The following is a 19,714-nucleotide window of genomic DNA, read 5'->3' on the forward strand; positions in this document are numbered from 1 at the left end:
CTGATGGCTGGACGCTTGTCTCGAACAAAAATACGCGCTCTCCTGATTGGCCCTGCTGCCGCTGTAATTGGCATCTTTGTTGTAATCCCGCTGATGCTTATGGCCTGGATTTCCATTCAGGGAAGAGATTATTCAGGGGGCGTCATCTGGGGCGAGCTTTCCGGAGAGGCCTACCTGAGGATGATATTTGAACGGGAACTCGATGATAGCCTTGCCGTCAATTTCAACTATGTCCTGATTATATTGCGCTCAGTATGGCTATCGTTCCTGACCACCGTCATCTCTCTGCTCGTCGGTTTTCCTACGGCACTTTTTATGGCAACCCGCACACCGAAGTGGAAAGCCATTCTGGTATTTATGGTCACCTTGCCTTTCTGGACCAATCTTCTCGTGCGTAACTATGCCTGGATACTGCTGCTGCGGGATCATGGTGCAATCAATGGCACACTGAGCTGGCTGGGCATTATTTCCGAGCCCCTGCCCCTGCTCCACACCCAGCTCGCAGTTGCGATTGGCCTGACCTATTCCTTTCTGCCCTTTATGGTTCTCCCCATCTACGCAAGTCTCGAAAAAATGGATCTTCGGCTGGTTGAATCCGCCTTTGATCTCTATGCCACCCGCTTGATGACGCTGCGACGCATCATTATTCCCCTGGCAGTCCCCGGTATAGTTGCCGGTTGTATTCTGGTCTTTGTTCCTTCTCTGGGAGCTTACGTAACACCCGAGCTGCTCGGGGGCGGAAAAACCCTGATGATCGGCAATCTGATTGGTTTGCAGTTTGGTGCCGCCCGTAACTGGCCGTTTGGGGCTGCTCTGGGTATCCTGCTTCTCGCACTGGTTATGATCTCCCTGACATTTTATGCCCTCAAACTTAAAAATACCGGGGGGAACACACAATGAGCAACGGCACCAAACACGTTGGAAACGCCCGACACTGGCCCGGTATGCTGCTCGCAACAGCATTCTTTTTTGCCTATGTCTACCTGCCGATCGTTATTCTGATTGCCTTGTCGTTTAATGAAAACCGGACCGTGACAGTCTGGACCAGCTTTTCTTTTGACTGGTACAAAATGGCCTTTCAAAATCGGGATATTATCAATGCAGCAGGCAATTCACTGTTGATTGCTACTGTCGCCTCAACTACGGCAACAGTTATTGCAACACTGGCAGCGGTGCGAATGTCCGTTGATAACTTCAGGGGCAAGACTGTTTTCAGCGGATTAATCGCTCTTCCGATAACCGTACCCGAAATTGTGCCCGCTGTAGCAACCCTGATGTTCTTTGCCAGCCTGGGGGTAACTCTTGGACTGGGAACGGTAATTATCGCCCATATCGCCTTTTGTATTCCCTTTGCCTATCTCCCTATCCGCGCCCGTCTGGAAGGCATGGACCCCAGACTGGTAGAGGCGGCAACAGATCTTTATGCCAGTCCGGTAAAGGCCTTCTTCAAGGTAACACTGCCCCTGCTCCTGCCTGGTATCCTCTCGGGAATGGTTCTGGCCTTCATTATTTCGCTTGATGATTTTGTGACGACCTTCTTTTTGGGAGGAGCTGGCTCAACCACCCTGCCAATTTACATTTTCGGCTTGGTAAAAACCGGGGTCACGCCAGAAGTCAATGCCATCTCGTCTCTCATGCTTTTATTATCAATTTCTTTGGTTTCGCTTTCTCTTTTTCTTGGGCGAGACCAATCACGGAAGTGACAGGCCCGAGCGTAAGTACTGTACCTGTCCAGACTTAGACACCGTCCTAATTCATGGAGAATATTATGAGTAAAAAGTACATAAAACCCTCTCACCTGGCCTTATCCGTTGGACTTTTCTCAGCTTCTTTTTCCGGCTCCGCTCTCGCTGCTGGTGAACTTCATCTATATAACTGGTCCAATTATTTCCCCCCCACACTCCTGGAACTCTACGAAAAGGAAACCGGTACAAAGGTAACCATCGACAGCTATGCTTCTGAGGATGACCTCCTTGCAAAACTTCAGGCTGGCGGGGGCGGGTACGATGTCATTTTCCCCGGAGCATCCACATTGGGAATCATGGTAGAAAAGGGGATGCTGGCAAATGCAGGCATCAACGAAATGGAGAATTTCAGCAATCTCCTTGCCCCGTTCCAGACCATCGCCGGGGATGAAAACCGTAAATACTCTGCTCCCTATATGTGGGGGACCACAGGTTTCACCTATGATCCGGCCAGTGTTCCTGGCGGCAATCTGGAGGAAAGCTGGAAAGAACTTTTTGAGCCAAGAGACGAGCTCAAAGGCAAAATCGCCATGCTCAACGAAATGACGGATGTCTGGAATTCCGCAGCCTATTACAAAGGGATCGACAAATGTACAGAAGACCCTGCAGAAGCACAGGAAATCCTCGACTTGCTTATGGCCCAAAAGCCTGACGTCAAGCTCTATTCCAGTGAAGGCACAATTGACCGTATGATTGCCGGGGAAGTCCCCCTTCACATGCAATGGAATGGTGCCGCCCACCGTGTCAAAGCCAAAAAACCTGACGTAGTTTATGTCTATCCAAAAGAGGGAACCTCTTTCTGGGTCGATAACATGGCCATTCCCAAAGACGCACCAAACATGGACGAAGCCAAGGCCTTCATCAACTGGATGATGCGTCCTGATATTGCAGCCGAAGCCTCAAACTACACCGGCTATTCCAACGCGGTGAAGGGATCAGGCGAGTTTCTCAAGGAGGATCTGAAAGCTGACCCGGCTGTCAATACACCTGAAAACTACAGCGACCGCCTCCGAGCATACAAATCCTGCTCACCAAAATCCAAAGATCTGCGTGAAAAGGTCTGGACCAAACTGAAGTCCTGATACCAGCTAACCACGGCAGCCAGAAACCTCATCGGGTTTCCGGCTGCCCACATCAAAAAGAAACTCCATATAAAAAAATCCATGACAGAATTCAAAAAAAAATACGGGTTCAACCGCTCTGCTGTGACTTTGGAAAACTGGCGGCAAAGACCATACAGTACCTGGTCTTTCCAGCACGCGAACGAGATCGTTCCCTCTGCAGTTATCCCCAGAGATCCCGACAGCGTTCTGTCCCCCGAGCAAACGACTTCTGACTTTGCGGAACAGAAAATCACGATCAAAGAACAAAAACTTTCTGTTGAAAATTTCCTGAAGCAATCAGAAACCGATATCTGCCTGGTAAACAAAGCCCGCAAAAGGATCTTGTCCTGGCAGGCTCCTCATGCCTGTGCTCATAAACCCCATATCATTTTCTCAATATCAAAGTCTTTCACCGGCATTCTTGCCGGACAGTTGGTAGATGCGGGATCTCTGGATCTAGAGAAAACCGTCGGTTATTATCTGCCCGAGGCAAAATCCAGCGGCTTTGCTGACTGCTCCCTTCAACATCTCCTCGACATGCGTGTCAGTATCCGCTTCTCGGAAGAATATCTAAATCAAGACGGCGACTACGCCAGATACCGCCGGGCAACAGCCTGGAACCCGCGTTCAGCAGATCAAAAAGAAGAAGGCCTTGCGGAATTTCTCTTTTCCTTGCCGAAAAGACAGGCGCAACATGGTGGCCCCTTCCACTATCTTTCCCCTGCCTCAGACCTGCTTGGTCTGTTGGTCGAGCGTGTTGCCGGAGTTCCTTATAGCCAGCTTATGTCAGAAAATCTCTGGCAGCCGTTAAAGGCAGAACATAACGCCATGATCACTCTTGATCACCTCGGGGCTCCACGAGGTGCCGGTGGTATTTCTGTTCACGCAGAAGACCTGTTGCGCCTTGGAGAGATGTTGCGTCTGGGAGGCCAGATAAATAACAAGCAGATCGTCTCCCAACGATGGCTTGATGACATGCTTTCTGCTGGAGACGCCAAAGCCTGGAAACAAGGGAATTTTGCGGATTTTCTCCCGGAAGGACGTTACAGGAATCAGTGGTATCAGCTTGATAGCCCCGACAAGGCTTTTCTTGCCGTTGGGATTCATGGCCAGTGGCTCTATGTGATTCCAGAAAAGGAGATTGTCATCGTCAAACTCTCGTCACAAAACTTGCCCCAAGACGATACGCTCGACGCGGGTTGTCTCGAATTTTTCTCAGAAATCAACAAGATACTCTGAGATTAATCGCCACAAGGCAGAGGGATTTCATTAAAATTTTTCAGAGAAACATGCGAGAGTGGCTGCCGCATCAAGTTTGACCGGAACGGGAAATTGTCTGGATAGCAGATCCAATAATCTTCTACTCGAAGTCTTCCCCGGCATTGATTACCCGGATCAGACAGGAATGTCCCAGTAATTTAACAATATTGAGCGGGTCAAGATCCTTCCGGTTCGGCAAAGGCTTCTCCCCCTTTATAAAGATACCAATGGGCGATACCGACCTCGACCAAAGGTTTCATCCAATTTCCTCTCCAAAAACCTTCGAGAATCTCCCTCCATTCTATCAGATCAATCAGGCCCACCAGCCAAAATCGACCTTTTGGTCAAGAAAACTGACCTTTTTTCAAAACCATATTAATTCTAATAAACAGAGCAATCATTTGTTCTATAATGATTTTGCGATTATGTCTCTCTCGCTGTGCAATTTTAACATCCTAATAAACAAAGCGTTTTATTGCACTCGCTAAGGAAGTTGCTTATTCTGTGCGACACTTCTTCGTTAATTGAATTCAAAAAAAAAATCCTAATCGGATACATCCTCAGCAGGGAGAATACCTCTATGAATCGCAGAAAGTTTCTTACCGGCGCAGCTACTGGTCTGGCTGCTGGTGCAGCAGCGACGACACTTAGCGCCCCGGCAATTGCCCAAGGCAAACGCGACCTGAAAATGGTCACAACCTGGCCTAAAAACTTCCCAGGTCTTGGTACCGGCGCCCAGCGTGTCGCTGATCGGATCACAGCTATGAGTGACGGTCGTCTCAACGTCAAACTCTATGCAGCAGGCGAACTGGTTCCACCATTTGAATCCTTCGATGCTGTTTCCAACGGTACGGCTGATATGTACCATGGTGCTGAATATTACTGGCAGGGTAAACACAAGGCATTCAACTTTTTCACAGCCGTTCCTTTTGGTTTTACAGCTAACGAGCTTGATGCCTGGGTTTCCTTCGGCGGCGGCCAGGAACTCTGGGATAAACTTGCTGGCCAGTTCAACCTGAAGTCGTTTATGGCTGGTAACACCGGCGTTCAGATGGGTGGTTGGTATAACAAAGAAATCAACAGCCTTGAGGATTTCAAAGGTCTGAAGATCCGTATGCCTGGTTTGGGTGGCGAAGCACTGCGTCGTCTTGGCGCGGCAGCTGTCACTCTGCCTGGCGGTGAAATCTTCCCATCTCTTGAGTCCGGTGCGATTGACGCCACCGAGTGGGTTGGTCCTTGGAACGATCTCGCCTTTGGTTTCTACAAAGTCACTAAATACTACTACCAGCCAGGCTTCCATGAGCCAGGTTCAGGTCTTGCCTGTGGCATGAACAAAGACGTTTGGGAAAGCTTCTCCCCTGCAGATCAGGCTCTGGTTCAGGCTGCCTGTTATGCCGAGAACAACGTTATGCTTGCAGAATACAATGCCAAAAACGGAGACTCTCTCGATGTGCTTTTGAACAAGCACAATGTACAGCTCCGGACCTTCTCGCAGGACATCATGAACGCTCTTGGCGAAAAATCGGAAGAAGTTGTGGCTGAAGTCGGCCAGACTGACGAGATTTCAAAAGAAATTTACGACAGCTACATTGATTTCCGCAAGAAAGTATCCCGTTGGACCAAACTGTCCGAGACCGATTACACGACTGCTCGTGGTACGGCTCTCAACATCTGATGTTTGTCAGTCAATTATGACACGCACACAAGAGGCCAGCCGTATGCTGGCCTCTTTTGGTACTAACAAAAAATAAAATTCGATAGGGAGGCTACCTTGGCTTCGTTTCTTTCCCTTGCAAGAGCTATCGATATCCTGAATGACAAGGTGGGCCGTACAGTCTCATGGCTGGCTCTCTTTATGGTACTCGTTCAGTTTATCGTTGTGTTGCTCCGTTATGTCTTCGGTTATGGTTCCATCTTTATGCAGGAATCAATCATCTACATGCATGGTTTCCTCTTTATGCTGGGCTCAGGCTATACCCTGTTACACGGTGGGCATGTCCGTGTAGATATTTTCTACGGCGATGCCAGTGAAAAAAAACAGGCCATTGTTGATTTCTTTGGCGCTATCTTCCTGTTACTTCCTGTTCTGGCACTCATATTCATTTACTCTTGGCCCTATGTTGAGCAGTCCTGGGCGATTAAAGAGGCCTCAAAAGAAACCAGCGGCATCCCGTATCTTTATGTACTCAAAAGCGTAATCATCGCCTTCTGCGCCCTCATGGCGCTTCAGGGTATATCCATGGCAATTCATTCACTCGCGATCATCTGCGGCTGTGAACATAAGGCCAAAGAAGATGGCCCTGGGGGAATTTGACATGGCTTTAACTGAAACTCTTGATCTTCTAATGTTTGCAGCCGCCTGCCTCTTTCTCATGGCAGGCTTCCCGGTTGCCTTCACACTGGCTGGTGTGGCCCTGGCATTTGCCCTGATCGGCTACAGCTTTGGTGTGTTTGATCTTTCATTCTTTGGTGCCTTGCCTTCGCGTATTTTTGGCAATGCCATGACCAACGATATTCTCATAGCAGTCCCGCTTTTTGTGTTTATGGGTGTCATGCTCGAAAAATCAAAAGTGGCCGAAGAACTGCTCGAAACCATGGGGCAGTTATTTGGCACTGTACGCGGGGGGCTGGGTATTTCAGTCACCATCGTTGGTGCCTTGCTGGCCGCCTCGACAGGTATCGTCGGTGCAACAGTTGTTACGATGGGTCTGCTGTCTCTGCCAACCATGTTGAGACGAGGATATGATCCCTCTCTTGCCTGTGGATCGATCTGCGCTTCGGGCACTTTGGGACAGATCATCCCGCCTTCAATCGTACTGGTTATCCTTGGCGACCAAATCTCCAACGCCTATTCCGATGCTCAACGCGCCATTGGTAACTGGTCACCAGATCCTGTATCTGTCGGGGATCTTTTTGCTGGTGCTCTGATCCCCGGACTGATGCTGGTCGGCATGTATATCCTCTATCAACTGCTGGTCGCGTTCATCAATCCAAAGAGCTCCCCCCCTATCCCCCGCGACGAAGGCCAAGTCGAGACGATCGACTTTATCAAGAAAATCCTGCATGCTCTCGTACCACCAGTTGCCTTGATCGTATCCGTTCTCGGATCTATTCTGACCGGGATCGCGACACCGACAGAAGCTGCTGCAGTCGGTGCGATCGGCTCTCTGCTTCTGGCGGGCATGCGAACCCAGGAAATGGGTTTGCTTGAAGGAGCCCAGGAGAAATCACCTTTTGATTTCATGGACTTTGGCAACCGTCGTCCGACAATCATTGCAACCCTCAGCCTGCTCTTGATGCTTGTTCTGATCAGTTTCTTTGATCTGCGTGTTACCAAAAACGAAATCGAAACAGGCGATATGATTGCTATCGTGATTGCCCTGTTTGCCAGTGCCGGTCTGCTTTGGGGAATTCTGGTTTCACTCGGCCGTGTTTGGAGAACCAATATTCTCAAACCGATCATGCGCTCCACCATGGAAATTTCCTCCATGGTCTTTGTCATCCTGATCGGAGCCTCGGTCTTCTCCCTTGTCTTCCGTGGACTGGGCGGAGATGACATGGTGCATGAATTCCTCAGCAACATGCCTGGTGGTACCTATGGTGCGTTGGTTGTCGTCATGCTGGTTATGTTCGTGCTTGGTTTCTTCCTCGACTTTATCGAAATTACCTTCGTAGTCGTGCCGATTGTTGCACCAATTCTGCTCCAGAGTGACATCAGCCCGGTCTGGCTGGGGGTCATGATGGCGATGAACCTCCAGACATCGTTCCTGACACCACCGTTCGGTTTTGCCCTGTTCTATCTTCGTGGTGTTGCTCCCAAGGAAGTGACCACCATGCAGATTTACAAAGGGGTCATTCCTTTTGTAATCATCCAGATCATTGCTCTCTTGATCCTGGCCTTCTTCCCCGAATTGGCAACCTGGTTGCCAGAGGTGATTTTCGGCTAAAGCATCAAGAAAATATCTTGTGTATTGTAGCCGCCAGATTGGAATATCTGGCGGCTACATTTTTTTAAATGGTTAAAATAGCATCGGCGCCCAAAACAGGACTCTCCGGGTCATTGTCATAAGATGAAAAGCAGAATATAGTTGTATCAAGCAACCATATTGAAGATTGCCATGACAGATAACCTTGCTGGTACCATCCACAAAATCCGTTCCGCCTCACGAAGTCTGATCCGTGAATTAGGATTTTTGAATAAAACAATTGCCGGAACTGGTCTTCCTGGTTCTTATGTTCATGCCATCGTCGAGATCGGAACGACCGGAGAACTAACCGCCAGAGAATTATCCGAAAAACTTTTGCTGGAAAAATCCACGATCAGCCGCTTGGTCAGATCCTTGATTGAGCGGGAGGAAATATCGGAAAACCGCTCCCTCGTTGATGCCCGGCAAAAAAATCTGCGCTTAACGCAGAAGGGTCAGCAAACCCTGACCAAGATCAATCTCTATGCTGCATCCCAGGTCAGAGAGGCCATATCTCCCTTATCTCTGAACAAGCAACAAGAAATCCTGACAGGTTTGACAGACTATTGTCTCGCTTTGAAAAACTCTCGACAGAAGAATTCTCCTTCTGCCCCAACCAGGATAACCGAAAACCTTCCACGAATCAGAACAGGTTATCTTCCCGGGATAATTGGCGGCATCACCAGCCTGCATGCTGGCTACTACAGCAGGCTTGTCGGGTTCAGCGATACGTTTGAAACAGCTGTCGCCGATGGACTGGCCCGGTTTGTCCCCCGGCTTGACAGGAAACAGAATGAAATTTGGTCTCTGGAACACAGAGACAAGTTCCTCGGCAGCATCGCCATCGACGGCGAAGATCTTGGCGAGAATATCGCCCATCTGCGCTGGTTCATCGTCGACAAAGAACTTCACGGTTCAGGTCTGGGCAAAAAACTTCTCCAAGGCGCCCTGCAATTTTGTGACGGCCAAAACTTTCGCGAAACCCACCTCTGGACCTTCAAGGGTCTTGATGTGGCAAGGAAACTCTACGAAGAAAACGGATTTTCTCTCGTGGAAGAATACAAAGGCACGCAATGGGGCAAACAGATGATTGAACAAAAGTTTGTCCGTCCTCTTCCTTTAAAAGGTGATGTATGATGTCACGGCTAAGCGATTTTTCACTTCAAAGTACCTTTATGGGTATTCTTGTCGCCTTTGTCGGCTTTGCCAGCTCCTTTGCTGTCGTCATCAAAGGGTTGACCACTGTAGGCGCCAGTCCGGAGCAGGCAGCAACAGCCCTGATGGTTCTCTCCATAGCCATGGGACTGAGTGCGATATTACTCAGCCTATACACCCGAATACCGGTCAGTGTCGCCTGGTCCACTCCTGGGGCAGCCTTGCTGGCAAGCTCTGGGGCCATTGAAGGCGGATTTCCAGTTGCAGCAGGCGCTTTCATTATTTGTGGCAGCCTCTTTGTCATTGCTGGCCTCTGGCGCCCCCTTGGGAAACTCGTCAACCTTATCCCTGCCCCTTTAGCCAATGCCATGCTCGCTGGTATTTTACTTGGACTTTGTTTCGCCCCGGTTAAGGCAATAGCGTTCAACCCGCTTTGGGGCATCACCATAGCAATGGCCTGGGTAATTGCCGGGCGCATCAACCGTCTGATTGCTGTCCCGGCCGCCCTATTAGCTTTGATCCTGATTATGATTTTTGCGGTAGATATCCCGGAGGAAAACACTGCACGCCTGTTTCAAAATATAGTTCCTTCTTTTACTCTGGTTACCCCAAGTTTTACCCTCGCAGGTTTTGTCGGCATTGCTTTGCCCCTTTTTATCGTTACCATGGCCTCACAAAATGTCCCCGGGATTGCCGTTCTCAGGATACATGAGTACGAACCGAAAACCGGATTACTGGTTTCTTTTACGGGTATTTTTTCAAGCATCAGCGCTTTGTTCGGAGGGCACGCAGTCAATCTGGCAGCAATTACCGCAGCAATGTGTGCCAATGAAGATGCCCACCCTGATCCCGCGAAACGCTATTGGTCTGCGATTATTAGCGGAGCCGGATACGTTATCCTTGGGCTATTTTCCGGACTTGTGACAGGTTTTGCCGCCATTGCCCCGGCGATCTTAATTGAATCTGTTGCCGGACTGGCACTCATCGGGGCTTTTTCTAACTCTGCAGTACTCGCCTTCAATGATGCGGAACACCGGGAAGCCGCTGCCGTCACCTTTCTGGTCACCGCATCAGGTGTCAGCTTCTATGGTGTTTCGGGAGCTTTCTGGGGCTTACTCGCAGGAGGTCTGATTTTCTGGATCACCGATAGCATCTCCAAGAAACGGGCCAAAGCCAAAGCTCCTGCATAGTCGGCTCTTTACAGGACATAATAAAAAGGGTTCGCCACCTGAAATGTGACAAACCCTTTTTTACAAGATCCCGATGAGAGAGACATCCGTTCAAGCGAACTTGTTGTTCCTCGGAAAACCGGTAGGGGGCAAACGTCCGGCACTGGCACGTCGACCAAGCCAGTCAATAATCTCGGTCCGGGTCCAGGTACGACCGGAAGTATCGGTCCAGGTCAACCCTTCCCCCTTTTCAGCTCCAGAACGGAAGGTCTTGATATCAGACAGGCCACCGTCACGGTATTTCTGGAAAATCACACCGCGGCCCCGGGCCATTTCCGGTAGTTCTTCCAACTTGAATACCAGCAGCTTCCGGTTTTCGCCAATCACGGCAACCATATCATCCTTTTCACCGATCTGATAACAGATCATGGCCTGCGCACCCTCACCAAGGTTCAGGATCTGTTTGCCTGTTCGCGTCTGGGCTATGACGTCATTTTCACTGATCTGGAAGCCGCGCCCATCCGAAGAAGCCAGTAACAGCATCTGATCGGGGCGATATACCAGAATATCCACGATATCCTCATCGTTTGGCAGCTCCAGCATCAGGCGCAGCGGTTCGCCAAAGCCACGTCCTCCGGGCAATTTGTCTGCACCAAGAGTATAAAAACGGCCATTACTGGCGAAGATCAGCAACCTGTCCGTCGTCTGTGCATGTATGAAGAACCGCCCGCTGTCACCCTCTTTGTATTTGGCGTCTCCCGTGTCTTCCTGGTGCCCCTTCATCGCCCGGATCCAGCCCTTCTCTGAGCAAAGAATAGTCAGGGGTTCCCGTTCGATCACAGCTTCCAGTGGCACAACAACATCATCCGGCACATCCGATATATCCGTGCGGCGACGGCCAAGCTCGGTTTTCTGGCCAAAGGCCTTGCGCAGGTCCTTGATCTGGTCCCCGACAATTTCCCAGCGACGTTCTTCACGTGCGAGAATATCCTCAAGGTCCAGTTTCTCTGCTGTCAGGGCCGCATGTTCATCGCGGATGGCGATCTCTTCGAGTTTACGAAGGGCCCGCAACCTCATATTCAGAATGGCTTCAGCCTGAACGTCGGTCAGCTTGAAACGGGCAATCAAGGCCTGCTTTGCCTTATCTTCCTCGCGGATAATCCGGATGACTTCATCCAAATTGAGATAGGCAATCAGATAGCCTTCAAGAACTTCCAGACGATTGGCAATCTTGCCCAGACGGAAACGGCTTGAGCGCACCAACATTTCATGACGATGGTCCAGAAATGCCTGTAGCACTTCCCGCAGATTCATAACCCGGGGGGTCTGATCCGCGTCCAGAACGTTCATGTTCAGACTGGCCCGCGCTTCAAGCTCTGTCTGTTTAAACAGGGATTCCATCAGGACAGCAGGATCGACATTCCGGCTCTTGGGTTCAAGAACTACCCGGATATCCTCAGCCGACTCATCGCGAACATCATTCAGCAGGAAGAGCTTTTTGTTGTTGATCAGTTCCGCGATTTTTTCGATCAGTTTTGATTTTTGTACCTGGAAGGGAATCTCGGTAATAACAATCTGATAAAGCCCACCTTTGAGATCTTCGGTCTCCCATCTGGCGCGGACCCGGAAAGAGCCGCGCCCGGTGCTATAGGTCTGCAGAATTGACTCACGCCCCTCGACCAGAATTCCGCCTGTCGGAAAATCCGGGCCTGGCATGAAATCAACCAGCTTTTCGAAACCCACATTAGGCACCTTGATCATATAGAGCAGGGCATCACAGATTTCACCAACATTGTGGGGCGGGATCGAGGTTGCCATACCGACTGCAATTCCCTGGGAACCGTTGGCCAGCAGGTTGGGGAAAGCGGAAGGAAGCACACAGGGTTCTTCCGCTTCACCATCATAAGTCGGTCGCATCTCGACGGTATCTTCATCAATCCCGCGGAGCAATTCCCCCGCAACATCGGTAAGACGTGCCTCGGTATAACGCATGGCAGCTGCGTTATCGCCATCGATATTCCCAAAGTTCCCCTGTCCATCGATCAGCGGATAACGCAGGGAAAATTCCTGGGCCAGCCTGACCAGGGCGTCATAAATGGATTGATCCCCGTGGGGGTGAAATTTACCAATGACGTCACCAACCACACGGGCAGATTTTTTGTAACCGGAACCCGGGTCCAGTTTCAACTGCCGCATGGCATAAAGCAGGCGTCGATGAACCGGCTTTAACCCGTCCCGAACATCTGGCAAAGACCGTGACATGATCGTAGACAAGGCATAGCTGAGGTATCGGTCAGACAATGCATCAACAAGGCGGATATCCCGGATTTCCCCGGATGGAACAGAATCGGCAGAACTACTCATATACCCTCACAAACTTCACGACAGTGTACTCACCAGATCGCAAGAGGCAACTGTTTGGATGAGCAAGAGTGTTACTGTCAGCAGGAAAACCGGAGTCCGGTCAGTTGGAAGAAACCGCACCAGGATTAACCAGTACTTCCCAGATCCCAAGTGCTTTGATTTCAGCCAGAGTTTCATCAAATTTCTCGAGGAACTCTTTGTCAAAAGACGATTCCTTTGAAAGTAACAAAGGAAAATCAGGACTGGATGACATAACCAACGGCAAAATCACAATCTGCTCTGTCAGATCAAGCTGGCTTATGAAACTCTGAACAACCGGGGTTGCATGAACCACAATATCAGTTTTTCCCTCAGCCAGATGTTTAAGACAGATATCAATTGTCGGCACCACCACATAAGCCAATGCCTTGTCTTTGTAAAACTGAGCCGCCCAGCCATTTCCCAGAACATCACAATAGCGGCGGGAAGCAAGGTGCCTTGTCAGATCCTCTTCAGAACGCAACAGCCTCTCTTCTTCTGATCCAGCTCGAACCACCGGCTGAAATCGCAGGGTAAAAACCACCTCTCTCGAAGCCGAGGAAAATACCATCCTCTCCATCGTCGGAGTGGTGATGAAAGCATCCACACCTCCCGACCGCACCATCTCCTGTGCTCTGGCCCAGGGAAATCCTTGATGCACGACTTCAATTCCCATCCGCCTGGAAACAACTTCATCAATAATAGAAGGCAGAATACCCTGAACACTTTCCCCCTGCCCGGAAGAAATCGGAGCCCAGGATTCAGCATAGGCCACCTTGAAGGGTCTGTTGGCCTGTACCTCTTCTGACCGGGCAACAGACGTAAGAAGCAGGGAGAAAACAATAAGGACCACTTGCGTCCAGCTGTACACTATAGAACCTCAAAGTTATAGAAAGGCAAGGTCGTGAAACATACAACAGTATGCACAAAAAACCTTCACAAAAGATAAGCTTCTGTGTTTTCCTTCTTTGGTATAACGAATTTACAGGAAATTTTCCAGTAATCTGTCCCGTACACTGGGGAGAGAGCGATCATGAGGATGAAAAAGATGGCGCTCAATAAAATGACCGGAGATCTTTAAACCCTGTGCAATTTCATCTCCTCCCCCATTTCCTTTACCAAGCAGGAAAAGCGGAAGAGTAAAGAGCCGATCACGATAGGGCTCCCCGGCTGCAAGAGAAACAGCACGCCCCGATTTGGGGCTGATATAGGCAAGCTGATCGTTATCCCCGCCTCCGGCGCAGCCGGAGAGATCGATTCCAAAACCCAATGCCGATAACTGTGCCAGTTCCCAGCGGACATAAACCTCTCCCCAGAATTCACTTTCCAGGTGAGCAAGCAAGGCAAGAAACCCCTCATAGAAAACAGGGTGATGATCGCGCTCGGGAACAGCCTGCTCACAAATTGCAGCAGCAGATAACAGGGCAGCCAAACGGCCCGGTTCATCAAAAAGCCGTCCGGAAATGTTATCCAGAACCTCGGCATCGTAATTGCCAAGATGTTCGGCCAAACGCCCTTTCCAGCGAACATGCAGCCGATTACCTGGCTCAAAGGTTGCCCTTTTTGTTCGGCTCTGACCACCGCGCACCAATCCAGCATGACGCCCGTGTTCTTTCGTGAGAACCTGGGCAATCAGATCATTTTCCCCGAAGGGGCGCGCTGAAAGAAGTATGCCTTCGTCTTCCCAGTGAATCATGAAGCCCCCAGAAACAATAAGAACATTACAGGAACTTATACCGGAAAACGTTTCCAAAACCCAGCTCTGATTGCCCTGAAGCCTTCAGGGTCAACTGTTAAAATCAAGCCCCATTTCCCGGTATCTTTCCGGATCATCCGCCCACTTCTCGCGGACCTTCACATATAGAAACAGATGTACCTTACGCTCGAGCGATTCCTGAAGATCAGCCTGGGCTTTAGACCGGATCAACTTGATAGTACGTCCGCCTTTGCCTAGACACATGGCTTTGTGCTGTTCACGCTGCACATAGATCATCTGGGTAATTTTGACACTGCCATCTTCAAAATCTTCCCAGCTTTCAGTTTCAACTGTCAGATTATAGGGCAGTTCGTCGTGCAAATTCAAAAACAGCTTTTCCCGTGTGATCTCGGCGGCAATCGAACGCATGGGCAAATCGGACAGCTGGTCCTCCGGATAGAGCCAAACTCCGGCAGGAACTGTTTTGGCAAGATGATCCATCAGATCCTTGACCCCATTGCCTTCCAAAGCCGAGATCATGAAGATATCCGAGAAAACCTCAGTCGCCATAAATTCCTGGGCCAATAGCAATAGCTTCTCGGGATTGATTGAATCAATCTTGTTCAAAGCCAGAATTACCTTCCGGTCCCGCTTCTGCAGCCCTTCGATAATACTCCGGGTTTCCTCACCGATTTTTTTCCGTCCTGCATCGTGCAGAACGACAATAATCTCTGCATCCCCTGCTCCGCTCCAGGCGGCAGAAACCATTGCGCGCTCCAGACGTTTTTTTGGCAGAAAAATTCCCGGCGTATCAACGAAAATCAGCTGAGAATCTTTATGCATCGCAATCCCCCTGATCTGGGAGCGGGTGGTCTGAACCTTGTGGGTGACAATAGAGACCTTGCCCCCGACCATCCGGTTCATCAGGGTAGATTTTCCAGCGTTTGGCGCACCAATCAGGGCGACAAAACCGCAGCGGGTATTCTGGGGATTACTGGTTATTTCTGTATTTTCGGTCACACCGATTTCCTTAATACCTGTCTTTTCAGGCCTAAATTTGTTTCTGGCTTATTTACCAGCAGGTTCAATCAGCTCCAGCAGGGCCTGTGCCACAGCCTGCTCACCTTTGCGCTTTGAACTGCCCTCACGTACCAGCGGCTCCAGCCCCTTGACCGTAACCTCGATCTCAAACATCGGCGCATGTGGTGGTCCAGAGCGTCCGACTTCCCGATAGGCGGGCAAAGGCAAACCGCGCCCTTGCGCCCACTCCTGGAGGGTTGTCTTGGCATCTTGTGGCGGGGCCAGTTTCAGATTGATCAGGGGTTCCCAGTTCAAATCGACAAAGCGCTGAGCCGCAGCATAGCCTCCATCAAGATAGAGCGCCCCGATCAGAGCTTCACAAACATCTGCCTGCAAGGCCGGGTTATCGCGCTCCCCGCTTTCCTCTTCGCCCTTGGCAAGGACGATATAACGGTCAAAGCCCAGAGCAACCGAGACCTGCGCCAAGGTTTCCCCCCGCACCAACGCGGTAAAGCGTTTTGCCAGAGCCCCTTCACTTTCACTCGGAAAGCGTCGCAACAGCAGATCTGCAATTACAAGCCCGAGCACCCGATCCCCCAGAAATTCCAGCCGTTCATAGCTGTCCTCAACCATCTGGTTACGGTTACAGGCACTTGGGTGCGTCAGGGCCTGTTGTACCAGAGCCAGACGCTCGAACCGATGTCCGAGTTTTTCGGCAACGGTTTTCAGCTCGCCAAAACTTCTTGGATCAATTGATGCCATTGAAAATGCGTCCGAACCTGATCATCTCGCCCCACTTCCAGATCTCCCACCAGTCGCCATAATCTTCTCCGCCATCATCACCGCGATGCGAGAAGAACAGCATATCAGCTCGACCAATAAGATTTTCAAAGGGAACCACACCCACTTCGTCAAAACGACTGTCAGTGCTGTTATCCCGATTATCGCCCATAAAGAAATAATAACCCTCCGGAACAGTATAGGGCCGGGTATTATCCTGCCAGGCCTGATCCGTGCGCTCCCAAATCAGATGTTTGACTCCATTGGGGAGAGTTTCCTCGTATTCTTTTTCGCCGAGCCCAAGGCCGTCACTGCCATCACCAATCCGGACGAGATCCCGACTGACGACCGTACCATTGATATGTAGTTGACCGCCAATAACCTGGATTGTATCCCCCGGCAAACCGATCAATCGTTTGATAAAATCAATTGAGGGATTGGTTGGTTTGCGAAAGACAATCACATCGCCTCGTTCCGGTTCCTGCCCCAGAATACGCCCCTCAAACAGTCCACCAAAGATCTTGTCCCCAAAAGGAAATGAATATTTGCTAATCCCATAGGAAAACTTTGAAACAAAAAGATAATCCCCAATCAGCAGGGTTGGTTTCATCGAACTGGAGGGAATATTGAAAGGCTCGAACACCAGTGTCCGCACAGTCAAGGCGATCAGAAGTGCATAGCCGATTGTCTTGATCCAGCTGTCCTCTTCTTTCACAGGAGCCGTCACCGCTTCACTCTCGCCGTCATCCTTCGGATCTTCCAGCTCAAGATTTCTCGCATCGACTTTCCGCTTGTGATTGGACATCAAAAACTCATCCTTAATTATTCAGTTCTTCAGGTTCGGCTGAAATAAGCACAAAAGCCTGCGCATGGGGATAGTCATCAGATATAGTGACATGAAGCCGGGCTGTCATCCCCCCGGGTAACATAGAAGCCAATCGTGCTTCTGCCCCGCCAGACAGATGCAACCGGGGCTGCCCCCCCGCATGATTGCTTACAGCAATATCTGTAAACTGGACACCATGACGCCACAAGCCTGTCCCCAGAGCCTTGGCGCAGGCCTCCTTGACCGCAAATCGTTTGGCAAAGGTCGCAGCAGGATTGGGCCGCGACTGGGCAACACGAGCTTCTTCTTCGGTGAAAACCCGTTTGATAAAACGAGCCCCGTATCTGGCAAGAGATTTTTCAATCCTGCGAATATCCACCAGATCATTTCCAATACCGAGGATCAATTTCTTGCCCGTTCGACAGAATTGACCACGGACATGGCGCGCAGAGCCGCCGTGATATTGGACAGATGTTTGACGTCACTGACTTCCACATCAACCATCATCTCGAAAAAGTCAATCGAGCGGTTCAGGATCTTAAGATTACTGATATTGCCCTGGTTCTTGCCAATCACGGTTGACAATCCGCCCAGACAGCCGGGTTCATTGGCTACAATCAGCTTGAGCCGTCCGGTGTGTTGCCCGTCAAATTCGGTCGAATCCCAAGCCACGTCAATCCAGCGCTCCGGCGTGTCCTGATAGTTCACCAGATTATCGCAATCAATCGTATGGATCGTCACCCCTTTACCGGTAGTCACGATACCAACAATCCTGTCCCCCGGCAGGGGATGACAACAGCGGGCATAATGCACCGCCATACCCGGAATAAGCCCTTTGATCGGCAGGGCGTTGTCTTTGGCGTTCTTGGTCTTTTTCTTGGTTGTCGTCGTTGTACTCGGTTTGGGAACTTCCCGGGCACCGGGGTAAACCGCCACCAGAACCTCGCGGGCCGAGTGATGTCCCTGCCCGACACTGACGTAGAGATCCTCGATGTGGTCCATGTGGAACTTGCCAAGAACCCCTTCCACGCCCTTTTCAGTGAACTCGTACCCTTCCTGACGGAAGACCTTGATAACCATCTGGTGGCCCAGCGTACTGTACTGGTCCCGCTCCTGAAGCCGGATATAGCGCCGGATGCAGGCCTTGGCCTTGCCCGAGACAACAAACTTTTCCCAATCCGGCGAAGGTTTCTGATTCTTGGAGGTCAGGATTTCGACCTGGTCACCGTTCTGCAAAATAGACCGAAAAGGAACCATACGGCCATTGACTTTGGCCCCGACACAGGTATTGCCAACCTCAGTATGGACCGCATAGGCAAAGTCGATCGGTGTGGCCCCGCGCGGCAGCGACAAAAGCGCGCCTTTGGGCGTAAAGCAGAAAGCCTGGTCCTGGAACATCTCCATTTTGGTGTGTTCGAGAAACTCTTCAGGGTTTGAAGCATGTTCTAGAATATCGAGCAGTTCACGGAGCCAGCGATACTGCCGTCCCTCCATATGCTCGCCACCCTGTTTATAGGTCCAGTGCGCCGCCACCCCCATCTCGGCAACCTGATGCATTTCCGCCGTGCGGATCTGTACCTCGATCTTGTGCCGCTCCGGGCCGATGATGCTGGTGTGGATTGATTTGTAGCCGTTGGGCTTCGGGGTCGAAATATAATCCTTGAAGCGCCCCGGCACGACAGGGAAGTTGGCATGAAGAATACCAAGCGCCTGATAACAGCTGCCCAAATCCGGAACAATCAGACGAAAAGCCATAATATCGGAAAGCTGCTCAAAGGTCACAGCCTTGCGCTGCATCTTGCGCCAGATTGAATACGGTGCCTTCAGGCGACCGGAAACTTCGCCCTCGACCCCGTTTTCGCAAACAATTTTGTTCAGTTGATCGATAATCTTTTTGGCCAGATTATCACTGTCTTCGCCCCGCAAGAATTCCAGCCGCTTGACGATGGAATCCCGCGCCTCGGGATTGAGCTGGGCAAAAGCCAGATCTTCCAGCTGGTCCTTGAAACGATGCATCCCGATGCGCTCGGCCAATGGCGCATAGATGTCCATGGTTTCCCGGGCGATTCGGCGGCGCTTGTCTTCTTTTTTGATGAAATGCAGCGTCTGCATGTTATGCAGGCGGTCCGCCAGCTTTACCAGCAGGACCCGGATATCATCTGACATCGCCAGAACCAGCTTGCGGAAATTCTCCGCATACTTGCTCTCTTCCGACTGCAGTTCCAGACGGGTCAACTTGGTCACACCGTCAACCAAGCGGGAAATATGCGATCCGAAAGCCTTCTCAACGGTCTCCAGCGTAGCTTCGGTGTCTTCAACGACATCGTGTAGCAAAGCAGTGATGATCGAGTTGTGATCCAGCTTCAGATCAGTAAGAATTCCTGCAACTTCAACAGGGTGAGAGAAATAGGGATCACCAGAAGCGCGTTTTTGCGACCCATGATATTTGGTGGCAAAGACATACGCCCTGTTGATCGCATCTTCGTCTGCGTCAGGCTCATAGGATTTAACGCGTTCAACCAGCTCGAACTGACGAATCATCGTGGATCTAACAGCTTTCTAAAAAAAAACAACCTTCCAGAAAAGATACGCCGGGAAAGGGCGCACGCCAAG

At 50.6% G+C, this 19,714-nt stretch carries 17 protein-coding genes; 9 read left to right on the forward strand and 8 right to left on the reverse strand.

The window, feature by feature from the left end; translation table 11 throughout:
- Positions 1-3: 3 nt before the first annotated feature.
- The 9 genes from B152_RS0115525 to B152_RS0115570 all read left to right on the forward strand — a co-directional run bounded on the left by B152_RS0115525 (position 4) and on the right by B152_RS0115570 (position 10,418).
- On the forward strand, positions 4-900 hold the full coding sequence (locus B152_RS0115525) for an ABC transporter permease (protein ID WP_020593348.1): 897 nt from the start codon (positions 4-6) through the stop codon (positions 898-900).
- Entirely contained in the window at positions 897-1,703 is an 807-nt protein-coding gene (locus B152_RS0115530) for an ABC transporter permease (RefSeq protein WP_020593349.1), read from the forward strand. Before B152_RS0115525 ends, B152_RS0115530 begins: the two co-directional genes overlap by 4 nt.
- 65 nt (positions 1,704-1,768) lie before the next feature.
- Positions 1,769-2,827, forward strand: a complete 1,059-nt coding sequence (locus tag B152_RS0115535) for an extracellular solute-binding protein (RefSeq protein WP_020593350.1) — start codon at positions 1,769-1,771, stop codon at positions 2,825-2,827.
- An 81-nt stretch (positions 2,828-2,908) separates the two neighbouring features.
- Entirely contained in the window at positions 2,909-4,087 is a 1,179-nt protein-coding gene (locus B152_RS0115540; protein ID WP_020593351.1) for a serine hydrolase domain-containing protein, read from the forward strand.
- 601 nt (positions 4,088-4,688) lie between these two features.
- Positions 4,689-5,783 carry a TRAP transporter substrate-binding protein gene (locus tag B152_RS0115550; RefSeq protein ID WP_020593352.1) on the forward strand — a complete coding sequence of 365 codons (1,095 nt, stop codon included), beginning with the start codon at positions 4,689-4,691 and terminating at the stop codon, positions 5,781-5,783.
- Positions 5,784-5,879: 96 nt separating this feature from the next.
- The gene (locus B152_RS24050; RefSeq protein ID WP_020593353.1) at positions 5,880-6,422 is read left to right on the forward strand and encodes a TRAP transporter small permease subunit; all 543 of its coding nucleotides are present in this window, start codon (positions 5,880-5,882) and stop codon (positions 6,420-6,422) included.
- A gap of 1 nt (position 6,423) precedes the next feature.
- Positions 6,424-8,055 carry a TRAP transporter large permease gene (locus tag B152_RS0115560; RefSeq protein ID WP_026261611.1) on the forward strand — a complete coding sequence of 544 codons (1,632 nt, stop codon included), beginning with the start codon at positions 6,424-6,426 and terminating at the stop codon, positions 8,053-8,055.
- Positions 8,056-8,226: 171 nt separating this feature from the next.
- Positions 8,227-9,210, forward strand: a complete 984-nt coding sequence (locus B152_RS0115565; protein ID WP_020593355.1) for a bifunctional helix-turn-helix transcriptional regulator/GNAT family N-acetyltransferase — start codon at positions 8,227-8,229, stop codon at positions 9,208-9,210.
- Entirely contained in the window at positions 9,210-10,418 is a 1,209-nt protein-coding gene (locus tag B152_RS0115570) for a benzoate/H(+) symporter BenE family transporter (protein WP_020593356.1), read from the forward strand. Before B152_RS0115565 ends, B152_RS0115570 begins: the two co-directional genes overlap by 1 nt.
- 90 nt (positions 10,419-10,508) lie before the next feature.
- Here the strand turns inward: B152_RS0115570 and parC are convergent, their stop codons facing one another.
- The 8 genes from parC to B152_RS0115610 form a co-directional block, all read right to left on the reverse strand.
- Positions 10,509-12,761: a DNA topoisomerase IV subunit A gene (gene parC / locus B152_RS0115575; RefSeq protein WP_020593357.1), complete on the reverse strand. Its 2,253-nt coding sequence runs from the start codon at positions 12,759-12,761 to the stop codon at positions 10,509-10,511.
- A 100-nt stretch (positions 12,762-12,861) separates the two neighbouring features.
- Positions 12,862-13,650 (reverse strand): substrate-binding periplasmic protein, encoded by a 789-nt coding sequence (locus B152_RS0115580; protein WP_157231120.1) that lies wholly within the window; start codon positions 13,648-13,650, stop codon positions 12,862-12,864.
- A gap of 111 nt (positions 13,651-13,761) precedes the next feature.
- Positions 13,762-14,475, reverse strand: a complete 714-nt coding sequence (gene recO, locus B152_RS0115585; RefSeq protein WP_211212224.1) for a DNA repair protein RecO — start codon at positions 14,473-14,475, stop codon at positions 13,762-13,764.
- Between the two features lie 90 nt (positions 14,476-14,565).
- Complete coding sequence (gene era / locus B152_RS0115590) at positions 14,566-15,495, reverse strand: GTPase Era (RefSeq protein WP_020593360.1); 930 nt, start codon at positions 15,493-15,495, stop codon at positions 14,566-14,568.
- A gap of 48 nt (positions 15,496-15,543) precedes the next feature.
- Positions 15,544-16,257, reverse strand: a complete 714-nt coding sequence (gene rnc / locus B152_RS0115595) for a ribonuclease III (protein WP_020593361.1) — start codon at positions 16,255-16,257, stop codon at positions 15,544-15,546.
- Complete coding sequence (gene lepB, locus B152_RS0115600) at positions 16,244-17,080, reverse strand: signal peptidase I (protein WP_020593362.1); 837 nt, start codon at positions 17,078-17,080, stop codon at positions 16,244-16,246. The genes rnc and lepB overlap by 14 nt, the downstream gene beginning before the upstream one ends.
- Before the next feature lie 13 nt (positions 17,081-17,093).
- Complete coding sequence (acpS, locus tag B152_RS0115605) at positions 17,094-17,507, reverse strand: holo-ACP synthase (protein WP_020593363.1); 414 nt, start codon at positions 17,505-17,507, stop codon at positions 17,094-17,096.
- Positions 17,504-19,642 carry a RelA/SpoT family protein gene (locus B152_RS0115610; RefSeq protein WP_020593364.1) on the reverse strand — a complete coding sequence of 713 codons (2,139 nt, stop codon included), beginning with the start codon at positions 19,640-19,642 and terminating at the stop codon, positions 17,504-17,506. Before B152_RS0115610 ends, acpS begins: the two co-directional genes overlap by 4 nt.
- Positions 19,643-19,714 lie beyond the last annotated feature (72 nt).

Source organism: Kiloniella laminariae DSM 19542, from assembly GCF_000374005.1.
Taxonomy (GTDB): Bacteria; Pseudomonadota; Alphaproteobacteria; order Kiloniellales; family Kiloniellaceae; genus Kiloniella; species Kiloniella laminariae.

Excerpts from the sequence above, each read along its gene's own strand:
- B152_RS0115525 (WP_020593348.1), top strand. The coding sequence starts at position 4 with ATGGCTGGACGCTTGTCTCGAACAAAAATACGCGCTCTCCTGATTGGC.
- B152_RS0115530 (WP_020593349.1), top strand. The coding sequence starts at position 897 with ATGAGCAACGGCACCAAACACGTTGGAAACGCCCGACACTGGCCCGGT.
- B152_RS0115535 (WP_020593350.1), top strand. The coding sequence starts at position 1,769 with ATGAGTAAAAAGTACATAAAACCCTCTCACCTGGCCTTATCCGTTGGA.
- B152_RS0115540 (WP_020593351.1), top strand. The coding sequence starts at position 2,909 with ATGACAGAATTCAAAAAAAAATACGGGTTCAACCGCTCTGCTGTGACT.
- B152_RS0115550 (WP_020593352.1), top strand. The coding sequence starts at position 4,689 with ATGAATCGCAGAAAGTTTCTTACCGGCGCAGCTACTGGTCTGGCTGCT.
- B152_RS0115560 (WP_026261611.1), top strand. The coding sequence starts at position 6,424 with ATGGCTTTAACTGAAACTCTTGATCTTCTAATGTTTGCAGCCGCCTGC.
- B152_RS0115565 (WP_020593355.1), top strand. The coding sequence starts at position 8,227 with ATGACAGATAACCTTGCTGGTACCATCCACAAAATCCGTTCCGCCTCA.
- B152_RS0115570 (WP_020593356.1), top strand. The coding sequence starts at position 9,210 with ATGTCACGGCTAAGCGATTTTTCACTTCAAAGTACCTTTATGGGTATT.
- parC (WP_020593357.1), bottom strand. The coding sequence starts at position 12,761 with ATGAGTAGTTCTGCCGATTCTGTTCCATCCGGGGAAATCCGGGATATC.
- recO (WP_211212224.1), bottom strand. The coding sequence starts at position 14,475 with ATGATTCACTGGGAAGACGAAGGCATACTTCTTTCAGCGCGCCCCTTC.
- rnc (WP_020593361.1), bottom strand. The coding sequence starts at position 16,257 with ATGGCATCAATTGATCCAAGAAGTTTTGGCGAGCTGAAAACCGTTGCC.
- lepB (WP_020593362.1), bottom strand. The coding sequence starts at position 17,080 with ATGTCCAATCACAAGCGGAAAGTCGATGCGAGAAATCTTGAGCTGGAA.
- B152_RS0115610 (WP_020593364.1), bottom strand. The coding sequence starts at position 19,642 with ATGATTCGTCAGTTCGAGCTGGTTGAACGCGTTAAATCCTATGAGCCT.